Consider the following 15343-nt stretch of genomic DNA (forward strand, 5'->3'; position numbering starts at 1 on the left):
CGAGACCCCCGGAGGGCTCACGCATGTCCGTCTTCTCCCTCTTCGCCCGCCTGGTCGAGCAGCTCGCCGACCTGCTCCAGCCGCTCTTCCACGCTTCCGCGGCCGCCGCCGCGATCGTCCTGTTCACCGCGCTCGTACGACTCCTCGTCCATCCGCTGTCCCGCGCCGCCGCCCGCGGCCAGCGCGCCCGCACCGCACTGCAGCCGCGCATCGCCGAGCTGCGCGAGAAGCACGCCAAGGACCCGAAGCGGCTGCAGCAGGCGGTGCTCGAACTGCACGCCGAGGAAAAGGTGTCACCGCTGTCCGGGTGCCTGCCCAGCCTGCTCCAGCTGCCCGCCTTCTTCCTGCTCTACCACCTCTTCTCCAGCTCCACGATCGGCGGCGACAGCAACGGGCTGCTCGGCCACCGGCTGTTCGCGGCGCCGCTGGGCGGGCGCTGGGCCGACGCCCTCGCCGGCGGCGGGCTGTTCGGCCCGGCCGGGCTGGTCTATCTCGGGCTCTTCGTGATCGTCGCGGCCGTCGCCGCCTTCAACTACCGGCGCACCAAGCGGATGATGGCCGCCAACCCGGTCGCGGTGGGCGCCGGGGACGGCGAGCAGGTGCCGGGGCTCGGCGCGGTCAACAAGGTCATGCCGTTCATGTCCTTCTTCACGCTCGTCACCGTGGCCGTCGTACCGCTCGCCGCCGCGCTGTACGTCGTCACCAGCACTGCCTGGACCGCGGTGGAGCGAGCCGCGCTGTACCGGTAGCAGGGGGCGGTTACGGTCCAGTAGGTGAACAGGGTCTTGCGGAGTGGACGGCTCGATTGGAGGATCGACCAGTCCTCCGATGGCTGCACACATCGGTCCGGGCGTCCGCGATCGAGGGAGATTGTGACCATGAAGCTGCTGCGAGTCGGTACGGCAGGGGCCGAGCGGCCCGCGCTGCTCGACGCCGAGGGGACCCTCCGCGACCTGTCGGGCCTCGTGGACGACATCGACGGCGCGCTCCTCGCCGACGAGGCCGCGCTCGACCGGGTACGGGCGGCGGCCGAGTCCGGCGAGCTGCCCGCGCTGGACGCGACGGGACTGCGGATCGGGCCGCCGCTCGGCCGCATCGGCAAGATCGTGTGCATCGGGCTCAACTACCACGACCACGCCCGCGAGACCGGCGCCGAACCGCCCGCCGAGCCGGTGGTCTTCTTCAAGGCGCCGGACACGGTGGTCGGGCCGAACGACACCGTGCTCGTCCCGAGGGGATCGGCCAAGACCGACTGGGAGGTGGAGCTGGCGGTCGTCATCGGGCGTACGGCCCGCTACCTGTCGTCGGCCGAGGAGGGGCTTGCGCATGTCGCCGGGTACGCGGTGGCACACGACGTGTCCGAGCGGGAGTTCCAGATCGAGCGCGGCGGCACCTGGGACAAGGGCAAGAACTGCGAGACGTTCAACCCGCTGGGGCCGTGGCTGGTGACGGCCGACGAGGTCGCCGACCCGCAGAACCTGTCGCTGAAGCTGTGGGTCAACGGGCAGCTGAAGCAGGACGGTACGACGGCCCAGCAGATCTTTCCCGTGGGCGAGGTCGTGCGGTACGTCAGCCAGTTCATGACGCTGTACCCCGGGGACGTCATCAACACCGGGACACCGGCGGGGGTGGCCATGGGGCAGCCCGAGCCGAAGCCGTATCTGCGGGCCGGGGACGTGGTCGAGCTGGAGGTTCCTGGACTCGGTCGGCAGCGGCAGGAGCTCAAGGACGCGTAGACGCTCCGCCGGGGAGCGCCGGGGAACTGCGTTGCGTCGCCGGCTGCGGATGGCCGGTGGCTGGTCGCGCAGTTCCCCGCGCCCCTGTGGGGCGCCCGAGCTCACCCCAGCAGAGAAGCGAGGCGGCGCCATTCCTCCCTCGGGAGGGTGTCCCTGTCGCCGCCTGCCACCACCTGGAGAGCCACGTGGTCCGCGCCCGCCTCGTGGAAGGCGTTGACCCGCTCCCGGATGCGGCTGTCGTCGCCCCAGGCGAAGACCGCGTCGACCAGGCGGTCGCTGCCGCCGTCGGCCAGGTCGTCCTCGGTGAAGCCGTGCCGCAGGAAGTTGTTGGTGTAGTTCGGCAGGGCGAGGTACATCGCCAGGGTGTCGCGGGCGAGGGAGCGGGCGCGGGACGGGCCGGTCTCCAGGACCACCTTCAGCTCCGGGGCCAGCAGCGGGCCGGCGCCGAGGATCTCGCGGGCCTGCGCGGTGTGCTCGGGCGTGACCAGGTACGGCACCGCGCCCGCCGCCCGGTCGCGGGACAGCTCCAGGGTCTTCGGGCCAAGGGCGGCCAGCACCCGGCGGTCCGCGGGCACCCCGGCCTTGTCCAGGGCGTCCAGATAGGAGACCAGGGCCGAGTACGGCCGGCGGTACTGGTCGGCGAGCTTGGCGTGGCTCACGCCGAGGCCGAGCACGAAACGGCCGGGGTGGGCCGCGTCCACCTCGGCGAAGGCCGCCGCGCTCGTCTCGGCGTCGTACTGCCAGATGCTCTGGATGCTGGTGCCGACGACGAGGCGGTCGGTCCCCTCCAGAAGGGGTACGGCGTGCCGGGCGGCGCTGCTGCCGCCGAGCCAGGCGGCGCCGTAGCCGAGTTCCTCCAACTCGGCCGCCGCTTCCGTCAGTTCACCGCGCCGGGAGGGATCCTCCGCGCGCAGGCCGACGCTCCAGATGCCGTACCGGCCGATCCTGTCCTTCAAGGTGCTCACGGTGCTCATGGGGCTGTCCCTCCAGGTGGGGCCGTGATCATCACGTCTGCAGCCATTCCCAACCGGAGGGATCCGTCACGTAATCCCCGCGAGTGTCACACCTTCAGGAACTGCTCCAACGCCTCTACGACGAACCGGTGGTCCTGGAGCTGGGGCAGGCCGGAGACCGTCACCGCGCCGATGACGCCCACGTTCTCGACGGTGACCGGGAACGAGCCGCCGTGGGCCGCGTGGGTGCCGGGGTCGAGGCGGGAGGAGTCCTCGAACGTCGTGCCCTTGGCGCGGAAGCGGGCGCCGACCAGGTAGGAGGAGGCACCGTAGCGCTCGACGACCCGGCGCTTGCGGGCGATCCAGGCGTCGTTGTCGGGGGTGGAGCCCGGCAGCGCCGCGTGGAAGAGCTGCTGGCCGGCGCGGTGGATGTCGATGGCGACCGGGGCCTGGCGCTCCCGGGCCAGTTCGACCAGCAGCGAGCCGAGTGCCCAGGCGTCGTCGTACGTGAACTGCCGGAAGACCAGGCGGCGTTCCTGCGCCTCCAGCTCCTCGACGGACGGGGTGAGTTCGGGGTTGGTCCTGGGCGTGATCTGAGGATGGTGCTGCTGGTGTGGCATCAGAGGGTCACCGTCACCTTGTCCGTGGCCGACCTGCGGGCCGCTTCCAGTACGTCGAGGGCGGCGGCCGCCTCCAGGGCGGTCACCGGGTTGGGGCCGGCGCCCGTCAGGGCGCGGGCGACGGCCGCGTAGTAGGCGGGGTAGTCGCCGGGGAGGGTCGGTACGGGGGTGCCGCCGCCGGTCAGCGGGGACTCTCCGGCGCCGATACGGCCGTACAGGGACTCCGGCTCCGCGCCCCACTGCGGGCCGGGGCGCAGGCCCTCGCGCAGGGCCGCCTCCTGCGGGTCGAGGCCGTACTTCACATAGCCCGCGCGAGAGCCGAGCACCCGGAAGCGGGGGCCGAGCTGGGCGGTCGTCGCGGAGACGTAGAGGTGGGAGCGGACGCCGTTCGCGTGCGTGAGCGCGATGAAGGTGTCGTCGTCGGTCTCGGCGCCGGGGCGGCGGATGTCCGTCTCGGCGTACACCTCGGTGACCGGGCCGAAGAGGACCAGGGCCTGGTCGACGACATGGCTGCCGAGGTCGTAGAGCAGACCTCCGATCTCTGCCGGATCGCCGGACTCGCGCCAGCCGCCCTTGGGCTGGGGGCGCCAGCGCTCGAAGCGGGACTCGAAGCGCCAGACGTCACCCAGGTCGTCCTGGGAGATCAGCTCGCGGAGGGTCAGGAAGTCGTTGTCCCAGCGGCGGTTCTGGAAGACCGACAGGAGCAGGCCGCGCTCCTCGGCGAGGGCGGCGAGGTCGCGGGCCTCTGCCGCGGTGCCGGCGACCGGCTTGTCGACGACGACCGGCAGGCCCGCCTTCAGGGCGGCGGAGGCGAGCGGGACGTGCGTCTTGTTCGGGGAGGCGATGACGACCAGGTCCAGCTCGTCCGCGCGGTCGAACAGCGCTTCGGCGCCGGCGGCGAGCGTCACGTCCGGGAACTCGGCGCGGGCCTGCTGCTGCCGCTCCGGATTGGAGGTGACCACGGTGTCCAGGGCCAGGCCCTCGGCGGCGGCGATCAGCGGGGCGTGGAAGACGGAGCCGGCGAGGCCGTAGCCGATCAGGCCGACGCGGAGGGGGGTGGCGGTCGTGCGTCCTGTCATGGATCCCATGGACCCACTTTCGCAACGCTGTTGCCAAAGTGCAAGTGGAGAGGACAATGGGTGGCGTGAACAGGACGAGCACGGGGACGCGGACGGGGTCGGGGACCAGGGGATCGGGGACCGCGGGCTCGGGGACCGGGGCGCGGATGGCCGGCGGCGCGTCGGCGGGAGCGAACCTCGTCGCGGTGCGGTCGCACAACACCGCGCTGGTGCTGGGGCTGCTGCGGGACGCCGGGGCGGAGGGGATCAGCCGGCTCGAACTCGCCGAGCGGACCGGGCTGACCCCGCAGGCTGTCAGCAAGATCACCGCACGGCTGCGGGAGGAGGGGTTCGCGGCGGAGGCCGGGCGGCGGGCGTCGACGGGCGGCAAGCCGCGGACCGTGCTGCGGCTGGTGCCGGAGGCGGGACACGCGGTGGGGGTCCATCTCGACCGGGACGAACTGCGGGTGGTGCTGGTCGATCTCGACGGGGCCGTGGTGGGGGAACGGCGGGCCGAGCTGGATCTGGGGGCCGGGGCGGAGGCGGTGCTCGCGGTGGTCGGGGATGCGGTGGAGGGGGTGGTGCGGGAGGGGCTGGGTGCGTTTCCGGGCATGGAGGTGCCTGCTGAGGTGGGGTCGCTGCTCGGGGTGGGGGTGGCGCTTCCGGGGCCGCTCGATCATGCACGGGGGGTGCTGCACCGGGTGACCGGGTTTCCCGAGTGGGACGGGTTCCCGCTGCGGGACGCGCTCGGGGAGCGGTTGGGGGTGCCGGTGGTGGTGGACAAGGACACGAATGCGGCGGCGCTCGGGCTGTCGGTCGGGGTTGAGGGCGGCGAGTACGGCGAGGGCGGCGAGGTCGGATCCTTCGCGTATCTGCATCTCGGTACGGGGCTCGGAGCCGGGCTGGTGATCGGTGGGCGCGTGCATCGGGGGGCGCGGACCGGGGCGGGCGAGTTCGGGCACCAGGTGATTCAGCTGGACGGGCCGATGTGCGAGTGCGGGAACCGGGGGTGCGTGGAGGCGCTGTGCCTGGCGGCGGTGGAGCGCGGGGAGGCCGGGGAGGCGGCACGTGTGCTGGGGGTGGCGGCGGCGAATCTGGTCGGGCTGCTGGACATCGATGCGGTGCTGCTCGGGGGGCGGACGATCGCGGGGGCGCCGGAGGGTTTCGTCCGGGGAGTCGGGGAGGTGCTCGACGCCCGGGCCCGGCGGGAGGGGGTGCGTGGGGGTTCCGTGCCGGTGCGGGTCGCTCCGCGGGGGGAGCGGGTGGTGGCCGAGGGGGCCGCGCAGCTGCTGTTGGCTCCGGTGTTCGGGCGGGGGGATGCGTGACGGGTGCGCTGTGGCGGTGAGGGCGCTTGCTGGGTGCCTCGCCCGCAGTCGGCCGGGGGTTGGTTTCGCTTGCCCGCGCTTGCGGTGCCGGCGGCGCCATCAAGCCGGCGGGTGCCGCAGCGCCCTGAAGGGGCGCGGGGAACTGCGCGAGCGGCCGCGGACGGCCCGCAGTCGCGCGCGGTCTCAGGCAACTCGGTGGGTGGGCGCCGCTCAGGCGCTGGGTGGGCGGCGGCGCCGCCCAGGCCGCGGCGTGGCTCACTCCGGGAGGTTCAGCTGCCAGGAGACGCCGAAGCGGTCGTTGACCCAGGCGAACTTGGCGCTGAAGCCGTAGTTGCCCAGGGGCATGAGTTCCGTGCCCCGCTCGGTGAGGGCGGCGTGGAGGCGGTCGATCTCGGCCTCGTTCTCGCACTGCACGAAGAGTGAGACCGCGGGCGTGAACGTGAAGTCGTGGTGCGCGGGGCTGTCGATGCACATGAACTGCTGACCGGCGAGCGAGAACGTGGCGTGCTGCACGCTCCCCTCCTTGCCGGGACCGTCGCCCCCGTAGCGAGTGATGTTGACGACCTCGGCGTCGTCGAAGAGCGAGATGTAGAAGGTCATCGCGTCCTCGGCGTTGCCCTCGAACATCAGGAACGTGGTGATCTTCTGTGACGTCGCGATCTGCATGCTGCATGCTCCTCAGCGCTGTCGGGCAGGGTGCGCAGGCCTGTCCAAGTGTTCACACCGGACTCAAGCGCATCAACCGAATCACACGGACACTGTTGTCTCACTGAACGCACCGCTCGGTGCAGTGGGGAGTGAGTATGCGCTGCCCTCGCATCACCACCCCGATCCTCGTCGGCGCCGGTCTCGTGGCCGTCCTGGCCGGAACGGCCGCCGCCTCACCGGTCGGCACCGTCGCGAAGGTGAAGCCCGGGCAGGTCGTCTCCCTCACGCTCGCGGGACGCAGTGATCCCAGCGAGGGTGGCCGCGCCGAAGGAGAGCTGGTCGGCAATGGCACGACGGAGCGCAGCCCCATCGGCATCGTCGACCTCCAGCCGACGGCGAACGGCACTCTGGCCGGGATCACCGCGATCGTGCGGGACGCGCGACCGGGCGTGGCCCTCCACCTGGCCTGCGGCTCCGATCCGGACACGGTGGTCACGGTGGACGTCACCATCACCGGCTGACGCCGCTGATCGAGATCCGTCAACCGTCCGATCTCCGCTGAGCGGACCCCGTCACCGGCCGCCCACCCGCCGATCGAGCGGACTTCGCGGCCCGTACCGGAATGGCGGTCGCAGGTGTGCCGACCCAGCCGGGATGGTTATGTGTTTATGCGACTGTGTACACCTCTGTCCCTGTCCCTCTGCCTCGCCGCAGCCGCCGCGTCCGCCTCCGCCTGGCTGATCGGCCCCGCGGCACCGGCCGCTGCCCTCGCGGCCCCGCACCCCGCCCGGCCGCGTCCGGCCGCCGCCCTCGCCGACCCGCCCTCCGCCTGCGTCGACGGCGATCCCCGGGCCTTCCCGCTGGCCGCCCGGATCCGCGGTGGCCCGCCCTCCTACGAGGCGGGCGGCGGATACGGCACCTGGTACATCGACCTCACCAACACCACCCGCCGGACCTGCACCGGCGTCCACCCGGTGATCGTCCTCACCGACGACAAGCGCGAGCTGAAGCCGGACCAGCCCAAGCTGGAGTTCTACGACGGCCCCACGGCCCGGCCGGTGACGTTCGAGAGCACCGACGAGGAGGAACTGGTCGGCGTGCTCGACGCCGCCGGGTTCGACGGGTTCGCCGTACCGCCCGGCAGGACCGTCAGCGTGAAGGTCAGGCTCGTGTTCCCCTCCGACACCGCGTCCGACCAGGTCACCGCCAACGCCGCCGTCGTCCAGCGTCGGGGCGACGACGGGGACTGGGTCGGGGAGTCCAACGCCTACCGGTTCGGGATCGGGGAGTACGCGTCGCCTGCTCCGGACGCCACGCAGGACGGCGGCGTGGCACCCCGCCAGTCCGGCAACCCCCGGCCCACACCCAGCACCGGCACCGGCACTGCCACCCCCGAGCCCGAGCCCGAGCCCGAGCCGAACCTGCCGTTCCCCGTTGGGGCGGAGGAGGCCGGGGAGCGGGCCGGTGAACTGGCGCGCACCGGCCCCGGCCTCGCCCACGGACTGCTCGCGGCCACCGCCGCACTCGTCGGAGTCAGCGGCGGCGCACTGCTGCTGGCCCGCAGACGCCGCTGACCCGGAGTCGTACGACAGACACCGCACCGTTCCTTGGCGGTGAGCGGGAGTGAGTCCGTCCACCGGCACGCCCCGAACGGTCTTGGGCGCACTGGTCATCCGCTTTCGCATCCGGGCAGCGACGCGGATCCTGCCCATGGTCCGATCCGGAAGAGCAGAGTCCCTCACGACCTGGCCAGGTGAGCGCGGCCAGAGGCGACGGGGAGGCCCTGAACCACCCATGCGCGCTCCACCGCGAGCAGTTCCCAACCCCTGCCGCCCATGACCGCCGCTGAACCGTACGACAGGCACCCCTGCCGTCTGCGGTGATCCCCGCCGTCTGCGACGATCCCTGCGTGGACTACCCGAACGACCAGGCCCCCGGCGCCCCCGTCCGCTCCGGCATCCCCGAGCACGGGCGTATCCCCAAGTACTACGCGGTCAAGGCGCGGATCGCCGCATTGCTGGAGGAGCTGGGGGAGGACAGCGTGATCCCCACCGAGCGGGATCTAGCCGAGCGGTACGACGTCGCCCGGGAGACCGTGCGGCAGGCCGTACGGGAGCTGGTGCTGGAAGGGCGGCTGAGGCGGAAGGGGCGGGGGACCGTCGTCGCCGGGGCCAAGCTCGCCCAGCCGCTGTCCCTGGCGAGCTACACCGAGGGCGTGCGCCGGCAGGGCCGTACGCCCGGTCGTACGCTCGTCGGCCTGGACCGTTTCCCCTGTCCGGACGCCCTCGCCGCCGAGACCGGGCTCACTCGGGGCGAACCCGTGTGGCACCTGGAGCGCGTGCTGCTCGCCGACGAGGAGCGGGTCGGCCTGGAGAGCACGTACGTGGCCGTCGAGCGGGTGCCCCGGCTGGACGCCGACTTCGACCCCGACTCCTCCTTCTACGGCTATCTCACCAGCCAGGGCATCTCCTTCGGCGACGCCGACGAGCGCATCGAGACCGTGCTGGCCACGCCCCGCGAAGCCCTGCTCATCGGCACCCCGCCCGCCCTGCCCATGCTGCTGATCCACCGGGTCTCCCGGGACACGGAGGGCCGGCCCCTGGAGCGGGTGCGGTCGCTGTACCGGGGGGACCGCTTCTCCTTCACGGCGCATCTCAAAGGCTGAAAAATCCACTCATGGGCGGCCATTGTAATGTCACGGAAGGATAACGGGTCTAGCCCAAATGTGATGGGTCGTTCACGCTCTCGTTGTCAGCCGGATGTCTCCGGTTCCCCGATCCCCAGGAGCGTTGCCGTCGTGAAAGTGACAGTCGTCGGAGCAGGCGTGGTGGGCACCATGCACGCCTGGCATGCGGTGCAGCGTGGCCACCAGGTCGTCCAGATCGAGCGCGAGGCCGAGGCGCGCGGCGCCTCGCTGCGCAACTTCGGGCAGATCTGGGTCAGTGGCCGCGCCGCAGGAGAAGAGCTGGAGACCGCGCTGCGGGCGCGGGAGCTGTGGGAAGGGATCGGCGCACGGGTGCCGGCGCTGGGCTTCCGGGCGAACGGGTCCCTGACCCCCGTCCGCGGCCCCCTGGAGCTCGCCGTCGCCGAGGCCGCCGTGGCCCGCCCGGACGCCGCCGCCCGCGGTTACAAGCTCCTCATCCCGAGCGAGGCCCGCGCCCTCAACCCCGCCCTGCGCGGCGACCTCACCGCCGCCCTGTACTGCGAGCGGGACGCGGCGGTCGAGCCGAGGACCGCCCAACTCGCCCTCCGCGCCGAGCTGTTGAAATCCCCGAACTACACCTTCCTGCCGGGCCGGGAGGTGCGCGAGGTCGTCGGCGCCGGCACCGTCCGGGACGACCACGGGGACGTGCACCGGGCCGACACGGTGGTCCTGTGCACCGGCGCCTGGCTCGGCGGACTGGTCCGCGAACTCGCCGGACCGGACCTTCCGGTGCGCCGGGTCCGCCTCCAGATGATGCAGACCGACCCGCTGGGCGAGCCGCTGCCCACCTCCGTCGCCGACGCCGACAGCTTCCGCTACTACCCGGCCTACGTCTCCCCCGCGCTGGACGAGCTCAACGCCCGGCAGCCGCAGCCGGAGACCGCCGCCACGCACAAGATGCAGCTGCTCATGGTCCAGCGCGCCGACGGCGGACTGACCATCGGCGACACCCACGAGTACGAGCACCCCTTCGCCTTCGACACCGTCGAGGAGCCCTACGAGCACCTCACCGGCGTCGTCGAGTCCCTCCTCGGCCGGCCGCTGCCGCGCATCCGCCGCCGCTGGGCGGGCGTGTACGCGCAGTGCACCGACACCGGCCGGGTGGTGCACCGCCAGCAGGTGCGCGAGGGGGTGTGGCTGGTCACCGGGCCCGGCGGGCGCGGCATGACCTGCGCCCCCGCGATAGCCGAGACCACCGCGAACGAACTGGGCTGGTGAGCACCATGACCAACACCCTGGAGACCGTCCGTCTCGTCGTCCTCGACATGGCCGGCACGACCGTCGCCGACGGCGGACTGGTCGAGCGCGCCTTCGAGGCGGCCGCCACCGAGCTCGGCGTGGAACCCGGCTCTGCCGAGCACGCCGAGCACCTCGCCTACGTCCGCGCCACCATGGGCGAGTCCAAGATCTCCGTCTTCCGGCACCTGTTCGGCGCCGAGGACCGCGCCCAGCGCGCCAACACGGCCTTCGAGAAGGCGTACGGGGAGCTCGTCGAGGGCGGTCTGATCGCCCCGGTGCCGGGGGCCGAGGAGGCCATCCGGGAGCTGGCGGACAGCGGCCGTACCGTCGCCTTGACCACCGGCTTCGCCCGGGTCACCCAGGACGCCATCCTCGACGCCCTCGGCTGGCGGGACCTCGTCCCGCTCACCCTGTGCCCGGCCGACGCCGGCGGGCGCGGGCGGCCGTACCCGGACATGGTCCTGGAGGCCTTCGTCCGCACCAAGGCCGCCGAGGACGTGACGCAGGTCGCCGTCGTCGGGGACACCTCCTACGACGTGCTCAGCGGGGTGCGCGCCGGGGCCGGGCTGGTCGCCGGGGTGCGCTCCGGCGCCCACGGCGACGAGGCGTTCCGCGCGGCCGGCGCCACACACGTCCTCGACTCCGTCGCCGACCTTCCCGAGCTGCTGCTGGGAGACCGCTGAGATGGGCATCCGCTTCGACTCCGTCACCGTCGCCTACGACGGCAACGTCGACAACCCGTGTACCTGTCCTTCCCGTCCTTCCTGATCACGCTGGCGCTGCTGTTCATCTACGTAGCCGCACGGCCAGGTGGGCCGTGTGGGCGGTGTTCCTCGTCCTGTTCGTGCCGGTGTTCGTGCTTCCCCTGCTCGTCGTCCTCGGCGCCTCCTTCGCCACCCACTGGTCCGGCGTGCTGCCCTCGGGACTGACCACCGCCGACTACCGTGCCGCCACCCGCGGCGAGGCCCTCCAGGCGCTCACCACCAGCCTGCTCACCGCCACCGCGGCGAGCCTGCTCGCGCTGACCGTCGGGACCTGGGCCGCGCTGGCCGCCGCCGCGCAGAAGCGGTACCGACGGCTCATGGACGCCCTGTTCGTGCTGCCGGTCGCCGTGCCGTCGATCGTGGTCGGACTGTCGGTGATGGTCGCCTTCTCCCAGCCGCCGATTCGCGCAGAAGCAGCAGCGGGAGGTCAGCGGGATCGGCGGCGGGTTCGCCGCCCGCCAGGACGTCAAGGCCACCGACGCCAACGCCGTCGCCCTCACCAAGCTCATGGACGGCGTGGAGACCTTCGAGCAGGACTGGAACGACATCGACAAGAACCTCACCTCGTACGTCGAGGACTGGAAGTCGGCCACCGGAAGCTGAGCCCTCCGGGGGGCCGGCGGTTCATAGGGGTCCGCCCCGCCGGTTACCAAGCACCGCGTCTCGTCGCACCGCCCCTGGCACCACCAGGGGCGGTGGCATGTCTCCCCCGCACGTCCACCCTCTCCTCCGGGGGACTCCGCGCCCAACCCGTCCCGCCGTACGGCGGCGGCACCCCGGTGAGCGCCGTTTCCGCTGCACCGCGGGCAACAACTGGTACTGGGTGATCGACGGGGTACGGATCACGCAGGTCTGATTAGGCTTGGGGCGTCGGTACGCCGTGGTTCCGGCGCCCCCGCTTTCTTGACCGTACGCACGCCAGGAGACGCACAACATGGCAGACCGCAAGCCGATCGAGTCATGGCTCACCGACATGGACGGTGTCCTGATCCACGAGGGCGTTCCGATCCCCGGCGCCGATGCCTTCCTCAAGAAGCTGCGCGAGTCCGGGCGGCCCTTCCTGGTGCTCACCAACAACTCCATCTACACCGCCCGTGACCTGCACGCCCGGCTGAACCGCATGGGCCTGGAGGTGCCGGTGGAGAACATCTGGACCTCGGCGCTGGCCACCGCCCAGTTCCTGAACGACCAGCGGCCCGGCGGCAGCGCCTACGTCATCGGCGAGGCCGGTCTGACCACGGCGCTGCACGACATCGGCTACATCCTCACCGACCACGACCCCGACTTCGTGATCCTCGGCGAGACCCGCACCTACTCCTTCGAGGCCCTGACCAAGGCCGTGCGGCTGATCAACGGCGGCGCCCGGTTCATCGCCACCAACCCGGACAACGTCGGCCCCTCCGCCGAGGGCGACCTGCCCGCCACCGGCTCGGTCGCCGCCCTGATCACCGCCGCGACCGGCAAGAAGCCGTACTTCGTGGGCAAGCCCAACCCGCTGATGATGCGGGCCGGGCTCAACGCCATCGGCGCCCACTCCGAGACCTCCGCGATGATCGGCGACCGCATGGACACCGACGTCCTCGCGGGCCTGGAGGCCGGAATGCGCACCTTCCTGGTGCTGTCCGGCGTCACCCAGCCCGACGACGTCGACCGCTACCCCTTCCGCCCCTCGCAGGTCGCCGACTCCATCGCGGACCTGGTCGACCTCGTCTGAACCTGGCCCGGACCGGGTCCGCCCCAGCCCCATCGGGTCTGACCTGGGGCTTTCAAACGTCCATCCACCCGTTTGGAGCAACCGGGCGCCTCCCGAGGATGCGGAGGCGCCCGGGGCGGGGGAGCCTCCTGGTAACTGGAGGTTCACGATGGGCTCACTACGTCTCACTCTCTGTACAGGAATCCTGGCCGTCGCCGCGGTCGCCCCGGCGGCCCACGCGGCCGACGGAGGCGCGGTCTCCGTGACGCCCGCCGCCCCCGGACCCGGCGCCGACGTGTCCGTGCGGGTCCGCGGCTGCTCCGGGCCGCAGGGCACCGCCGTCTCGGACGCGTTCGTCGCCGACGCCCGGCTGACCGGCAGCGACGGCACCCTGTCCGGCGAGACCCGCGTCCGCTCCGCCCTCAGGGCGGGCGCCTACGACGTCAGGATCACCTGCGCCGACTACGTGATCAACGGGAGGATCACGGTGGTCGGCGGGGGAACGGCGCCAGGCCAGGCAACCGGGCCGTACCTGGATCCCGGCCGCTGGCCCGGCGGGCCCGCCTCGCCCGTCGCCCCGGTCCCCGCCGGCGGCGGCGGCACCGCCCACTTCGCCACGGTGGCCACCACCGACTCCGGCCCCGACACCGCCCAGACGGTGACCGGCCTGGCCCTCGCGGGGATCGCGGCGGTCGCCGTCGGGCTCCGGGCCCGCCGCGGCCGCGGCACCCGCTGAGCGCGGCCCATGTCCGTCGACCGCGAGCGCACCACCGGCACCGAGCGGCTCATCGCCTGCCTGACCTGGGCGGTGCTGCTGTTCGGGCTGTGGCTGTGGGGGCGCGGGCTGACCGGCGTACCGCACACCACGGACGGCCCCGCCACGGGCAACCTGTTCGGTCTCGCACCCGCCCAGGCCGCCCGGCTGCCCGGCCCGGCCAAGCCGCTCGGGGCGGACGCCGTGCCCCAGCGCGTCGACATCCCCCAACTGGGCGTCCAGGCACCAGTGGTGAGCCGGGGCCTCGACGCCCGGGGCGCCGTCGACCCGCCCCCCTTCGACCAGCCGGGCGTGGTCGGCTGGTACGGCGCCGGCACCACACCCGGCGCCAAGGGCGCGGCGCTCCTGGTCGGGCACGTCGACACCGAGACCCGGCCCGCGGTCTTCTACAAGCTCAGCACCCTCAAGCCCGGCGAGACGGTCCGGGTGGTCCGCTCGGACGGCGAGGTCGCCCGGTTCGTCATCGACGACGTCCGCGTCCTGCCCCGCACCGGCTTCGACGCCCGGCAGGCCTACGGCCCCCACCGGCCCGGTCGCGCCGAACTCCGCCTGATCACCTGCGGCGGCCCCTTCGACCGCACCCTCCACAGCTACACGGCCAACGTCGTGGTCTCCGCGTACCTCACCGGAACCGCCCACTGACCCTCGTACGCCCCGCCCCGTGCGCCCCGCCACGCGACCTCGCGACCTCGTGAGGGACCGGCCGGATATGCCAGGATTGGCACCCGGACCGGTGCGCCCAGGGGGGACCAGGGGGGAATCGCATGTACGACAGCAGGGGGGCCCGTGCGTCGGCGGCGGTGGTGCTGGGGGCGGCACTGCTGCTCGCCGGATGCTCCGACGACGGCGGGGACAAGAACGGCGATCCGGGGGCCGGGATCACCCAACAGCCCAAGGCCGCCGACCCGTTCTGGGTCAATCCGGACGGCACCGCGGCCCGTCAGGTCGCCGCCTACGAGAAGTCCGGCAAGAAGACCGAGGCCGCGCGGATCCGCAGGATCGCCGAGCAGCCGATGGGGGAGTGGATCGGCCCGGAGAACCCGGAGAAGGAGGCGCGCGGCTTCACCGAGGCCGCCGAGAGGTCCGACCGCACGGCCCTGCTCGTCCTCTACGACATCCCGCACCGCGACTGCGGCCAGTACTCCCAGGGCGGCGCCGCCGACGGCAACGCCTACCGAGCCTGGATCGACGGCGTGGCCCGGGGCATCGAGGACCGCTCCGCCATCGTGATCCTGGAACCGGACGCCGTACTCCACCTCGCGGACGGCTGCACCCCGGCCCAGTTCCACGAGGAGCGCTACGACCTCCTCAAGGGCGCGATCGCCAAGCTCAAGTCCCTGAAGAACACCAAGGTCTACCTGGACGCGGGCAACGTCGGCTGGGGCCACCCCGACCAGATCTTCCAGCCCCTCCAGCAGGCCGGCATCGACCAGGCCGACGGCTTCTCCGTCAACGTCTCCAACTTCTACTCCACACAGGACTCCATCGCCTACGGCAAGCAGCTCTCGGCGAAGCTGGGCAACAAGCACTTCGTCATCGACACCAGCCGCAACGGCAACGGCCCTTACACCGGCGGCGACCCGGCCCAGCGCTGGTGCAACCCGCCGGGCCGGGCCCTGGGAGAAACCCCGACGACGAAGACGGCCGACCCCCTGGTGGACGCCTACCTGTGGGTCAAGCGGCCGGGGGAGTCGGACGGCACGTGCAAGGGGGGACCGAAGGCGGGGGATTGGTGGGCCACCTACGCTCTCGAACTCGCCAGGAACAGCCAACCGTGAGGGGCGCGGGGCCGCATTGAATATACGGCCCCGCCGCGTGAGCGCGGCAG

General features: G+C 72.5%; 17 protein-coding genes and 2 pseudogenes. 15 read left to right on the forward strand and 4 right to left on the reverse strand.

Annotated features, from left to right (window positions below; translation table 11 throughout):
* Positions 1 to 23 precede the first annotated feature (23 nt).
* Both AB0M27_RS08980 and AB0M27_RS08985 read left to right on the forward strand, forming a co-directional pair.
* On the forward strand, positions 24 to 749 hold the full coding sequence (locus AB0M27_RS08980) for a YidC/Oxa1 family membrane protein insertase (protein ID WP_365719473.1): 726 nt from the start codon (positions 24 to 26) through the stop codon (positions 747 to 749).
* 129 nt (positions 750 to 878) lie between these two features.
* Complete coding sequence (locus AB0M27_RS08985; RefSeq protein WP_365719475.1) at positions 879 to 1736, forward strand: fumarylacetoacetate hydrolase family protein; 858 nt, start codon at positions 879 to 881, stop codon at positions 1734 to 1736.
* A 101-nt stretch (positions 1737 to 1837) separates the two neighbouring features.
* Here the strand turns inward: AB0M27_RS08985 and AB0M27_RS08990 are convergent, their stop codons facing one another.
* From AB0M27_RS08990 to AB0M27_RS09000, 3 genes are all read right to left on the reverse strand, one after another.
* Complete coding sequence (locus tag AB0M27_RS08990) at positions 1838 to 2710, reverse strand: LLM class F420-dependent oxidoreductase (RefSeq protein ID WP_365719477.1); 873 nt, start codon at positions 2708 to 2710, stop codon at positions 1838 to 1840.
* 86 nt (positions 2711 to 2796) lie between these two features.
* Positions 2797 to 3309, reverse strand: coding sequence for a heme-degrading domain-containing protein (locus AB0M27_RS08995; RefSeq protein ID WP_365719479.1), 513 nt, complete (start codon positions 3307 to 3309; stop codon positions 2797 to 2799).
* Entirely contained in the window at positions 3309 to 4388 is a 1080-nt protein-coding gene (locus AB0M27_RS09000; protein ID WP_365719686.1) for a Gfo/Idh/MocA family oxidoreductase, read from the reverse strand. Before AB0M27_RS09000 ends, AB0M27_RS08995 begins: the two co-directional genes overlap by 1 nt.
* A gap of 146 nt (positions 4389 to 4534) precedes the next feature.
* Between AB0M27_RS09000 and AB0M27_RS09005 the strand changes: the two genes are divergently transcribed.
* Entirely contained in the window at positions 4535 to 5692 is a 1158-nt protein-coding gene (locus AB0M27_RS09005) for an ROK family transcriptional regulator (RefSeq protein WP_365719481.1), read from the forward strand.
* Between the two features lie 255 nt (positions 5693 to 5947).
* On the opposite strand, the gene AB0M27_RS09010 is transcribed toward AB0M27_RS09005, so the two are convergent.
* The gene (locus AB0M27_RS09010; RefSeq protein WP_365719483.1) at positions 5948 to 6358 is read right to left on the reverse strand and encodes a VOC family protein; all 411 of its coding nucleotides are present in this window, start codon (positions 6356 to 6358) and stop codon (positions 5948 to 5950) included.
* A 137-nt stretch (positions 6359 to 6495) separates the two neighbouring features.
* Between AB0M27_RS09010 and AB0M27_RS09015 the strand changes: the two genes are divergently transcribed.
* The 12 genes and pseudogenes from AB0M27_RS09015 to AB0M27_RS09070 all read left to right on the forward strand — a co-directional run bounded on the left by AB0M27_RS09015 (position 6496) and on the right by AB0M27_RS09070 (position 15293).
* A complete protein-coding gene (locus AB0M27_RS09015) occupies positions 6496 to 6861 on the forward strand; it encodes a hypothetical protein (protein ID WP_365719485.1) in 366 nt (121 codons plus the stop codon).
* Positions 6862 to 7002: 141 nt separating this feature from the next.
* Positions 7003 to 7914: a hypothetical protein gene (locus AB0M27_RS09020; protein WP_365719487.1), complete on the forward strand. Its 912-nt coding sequence runs from the start codon at positions 7003 to 7005 to the stop codon at positions 7912 to 7914.
* Positions 7915 to 8249: 335 nt separating this feature from the next.
* Positions 8250 to 9005, forward strand: a complete 756-nt coding sequence (locus AB0M27_RS09025; protein WP_365719489.1) for a GntR family transcriptional regulator — start codon at positions 8250 to 8252, stop codon at positions 9003 to 9005.
* A 132-nt stretch (positions 9006 to 9137) separates the two neighbouring features.
* The gene (locus AB0M27_RS09030) at positions 9138 to 10262 is read left to right on the forward strand and encodes a TIGR03364 family FAD-dependent oxidoreductase (protein ID WP_365719491.1); all 1125 of its coding nucleotides are present in this window, start codon (positions 9138 to 9140) and stop codon (positions 10260 to 10262) included.
* A 5-nt stretch (positions 10263 to 10267) separates the two neighbouring features.
* Complete coding sequence (locus AB0M27_RS09035) at positions 10268 to 10966, forward strand: phosphonatase-like hydrolase (protein WP_365719688.1); 699 nt, start codon at positions 10268 to 10270, stop codon at positions 10964 to 10966.
* 134 nt (positions 10967 to 11100) lie between these two features.
* Positions 11101 to 11451, forward strand: a pseudogene (locus AB0M27_RS09040) (ABC transporter permease); the annotation flags it as partial.
* 1 nt (position 11452) lies between these two features.
* Positions 11453 to 11650, forward strand: a pseudogene (locus AB0M27_RS09045) (2-aminoethylphosphonate ABC transporter substrate-binding protein); the annotation flags it as partial.
* A 97-nt stretch (positions 11651 to 11747) separates the two neighbouring features.
* Entirely contained in the window at positions 11748 to 11903 is a 156-nt protein-coding gene (locus tag AB0M27_RS09050) for a hypothetical protein (RefSeq protein WP_365719694.1), read from the forward strand.
* A gap of 78 nt (positions 11904 to 11981) precedes the next feature.
* Complete coding sequence (locus AB0M27_RS09055) at positions 11982 to 12761, forward strand: HAD-IIA family hydrolase (protein ID WP_365719493.1); 780 nt, start codon at positions 11982 to 11984, stop codon at positions 12759 to 12761.
* Between the two features lie 148 nt (positions 12762 to 12909).
* Entirely contained in the window at positions 12910 to 13476 is a 567-nt protein-coding gene (locus AB0M27_RS09060) for a hypothetical protein (protein WP_365719495.1), read from the forward strand.
* Positions 13477 to 13485: 9 nt separating this feature from the next.
* Complete coding sequence (locus AB0M27_RS09065) at positions 13486 to 14157, forward strand: class F sortase (RefSeq protein WP_365719497.1); 672 nt, start codon at positions 13486 to 13488, stop codon at positions 14155 to 14157.
* Between the two features lie 122 nt (positions 14158 to 14279).
* Positions 14280 to 15293, forward strand: coding sequence for a glycoside hydrolase family 6 protein (locus AB0M27_RS09070; RefSeq protein ID WP_365719499.1), 1014 nt, complete (start codon positions 14280 to 14282; stop codon positions 15291 to 15293).
* The last annotated feature ends 50 nt before the right edge of the window (positions 15294 to 15343 follow it).

The sequence above is a fragment of the Streptomyces sp. NPDC052107 genome (assembly GCF_040680215.1).
Lineage (GTDB): Bacteria > Actinomycetota > Actinomycetes > Streptomycetales > Streptomycetaceae > Streptomyces.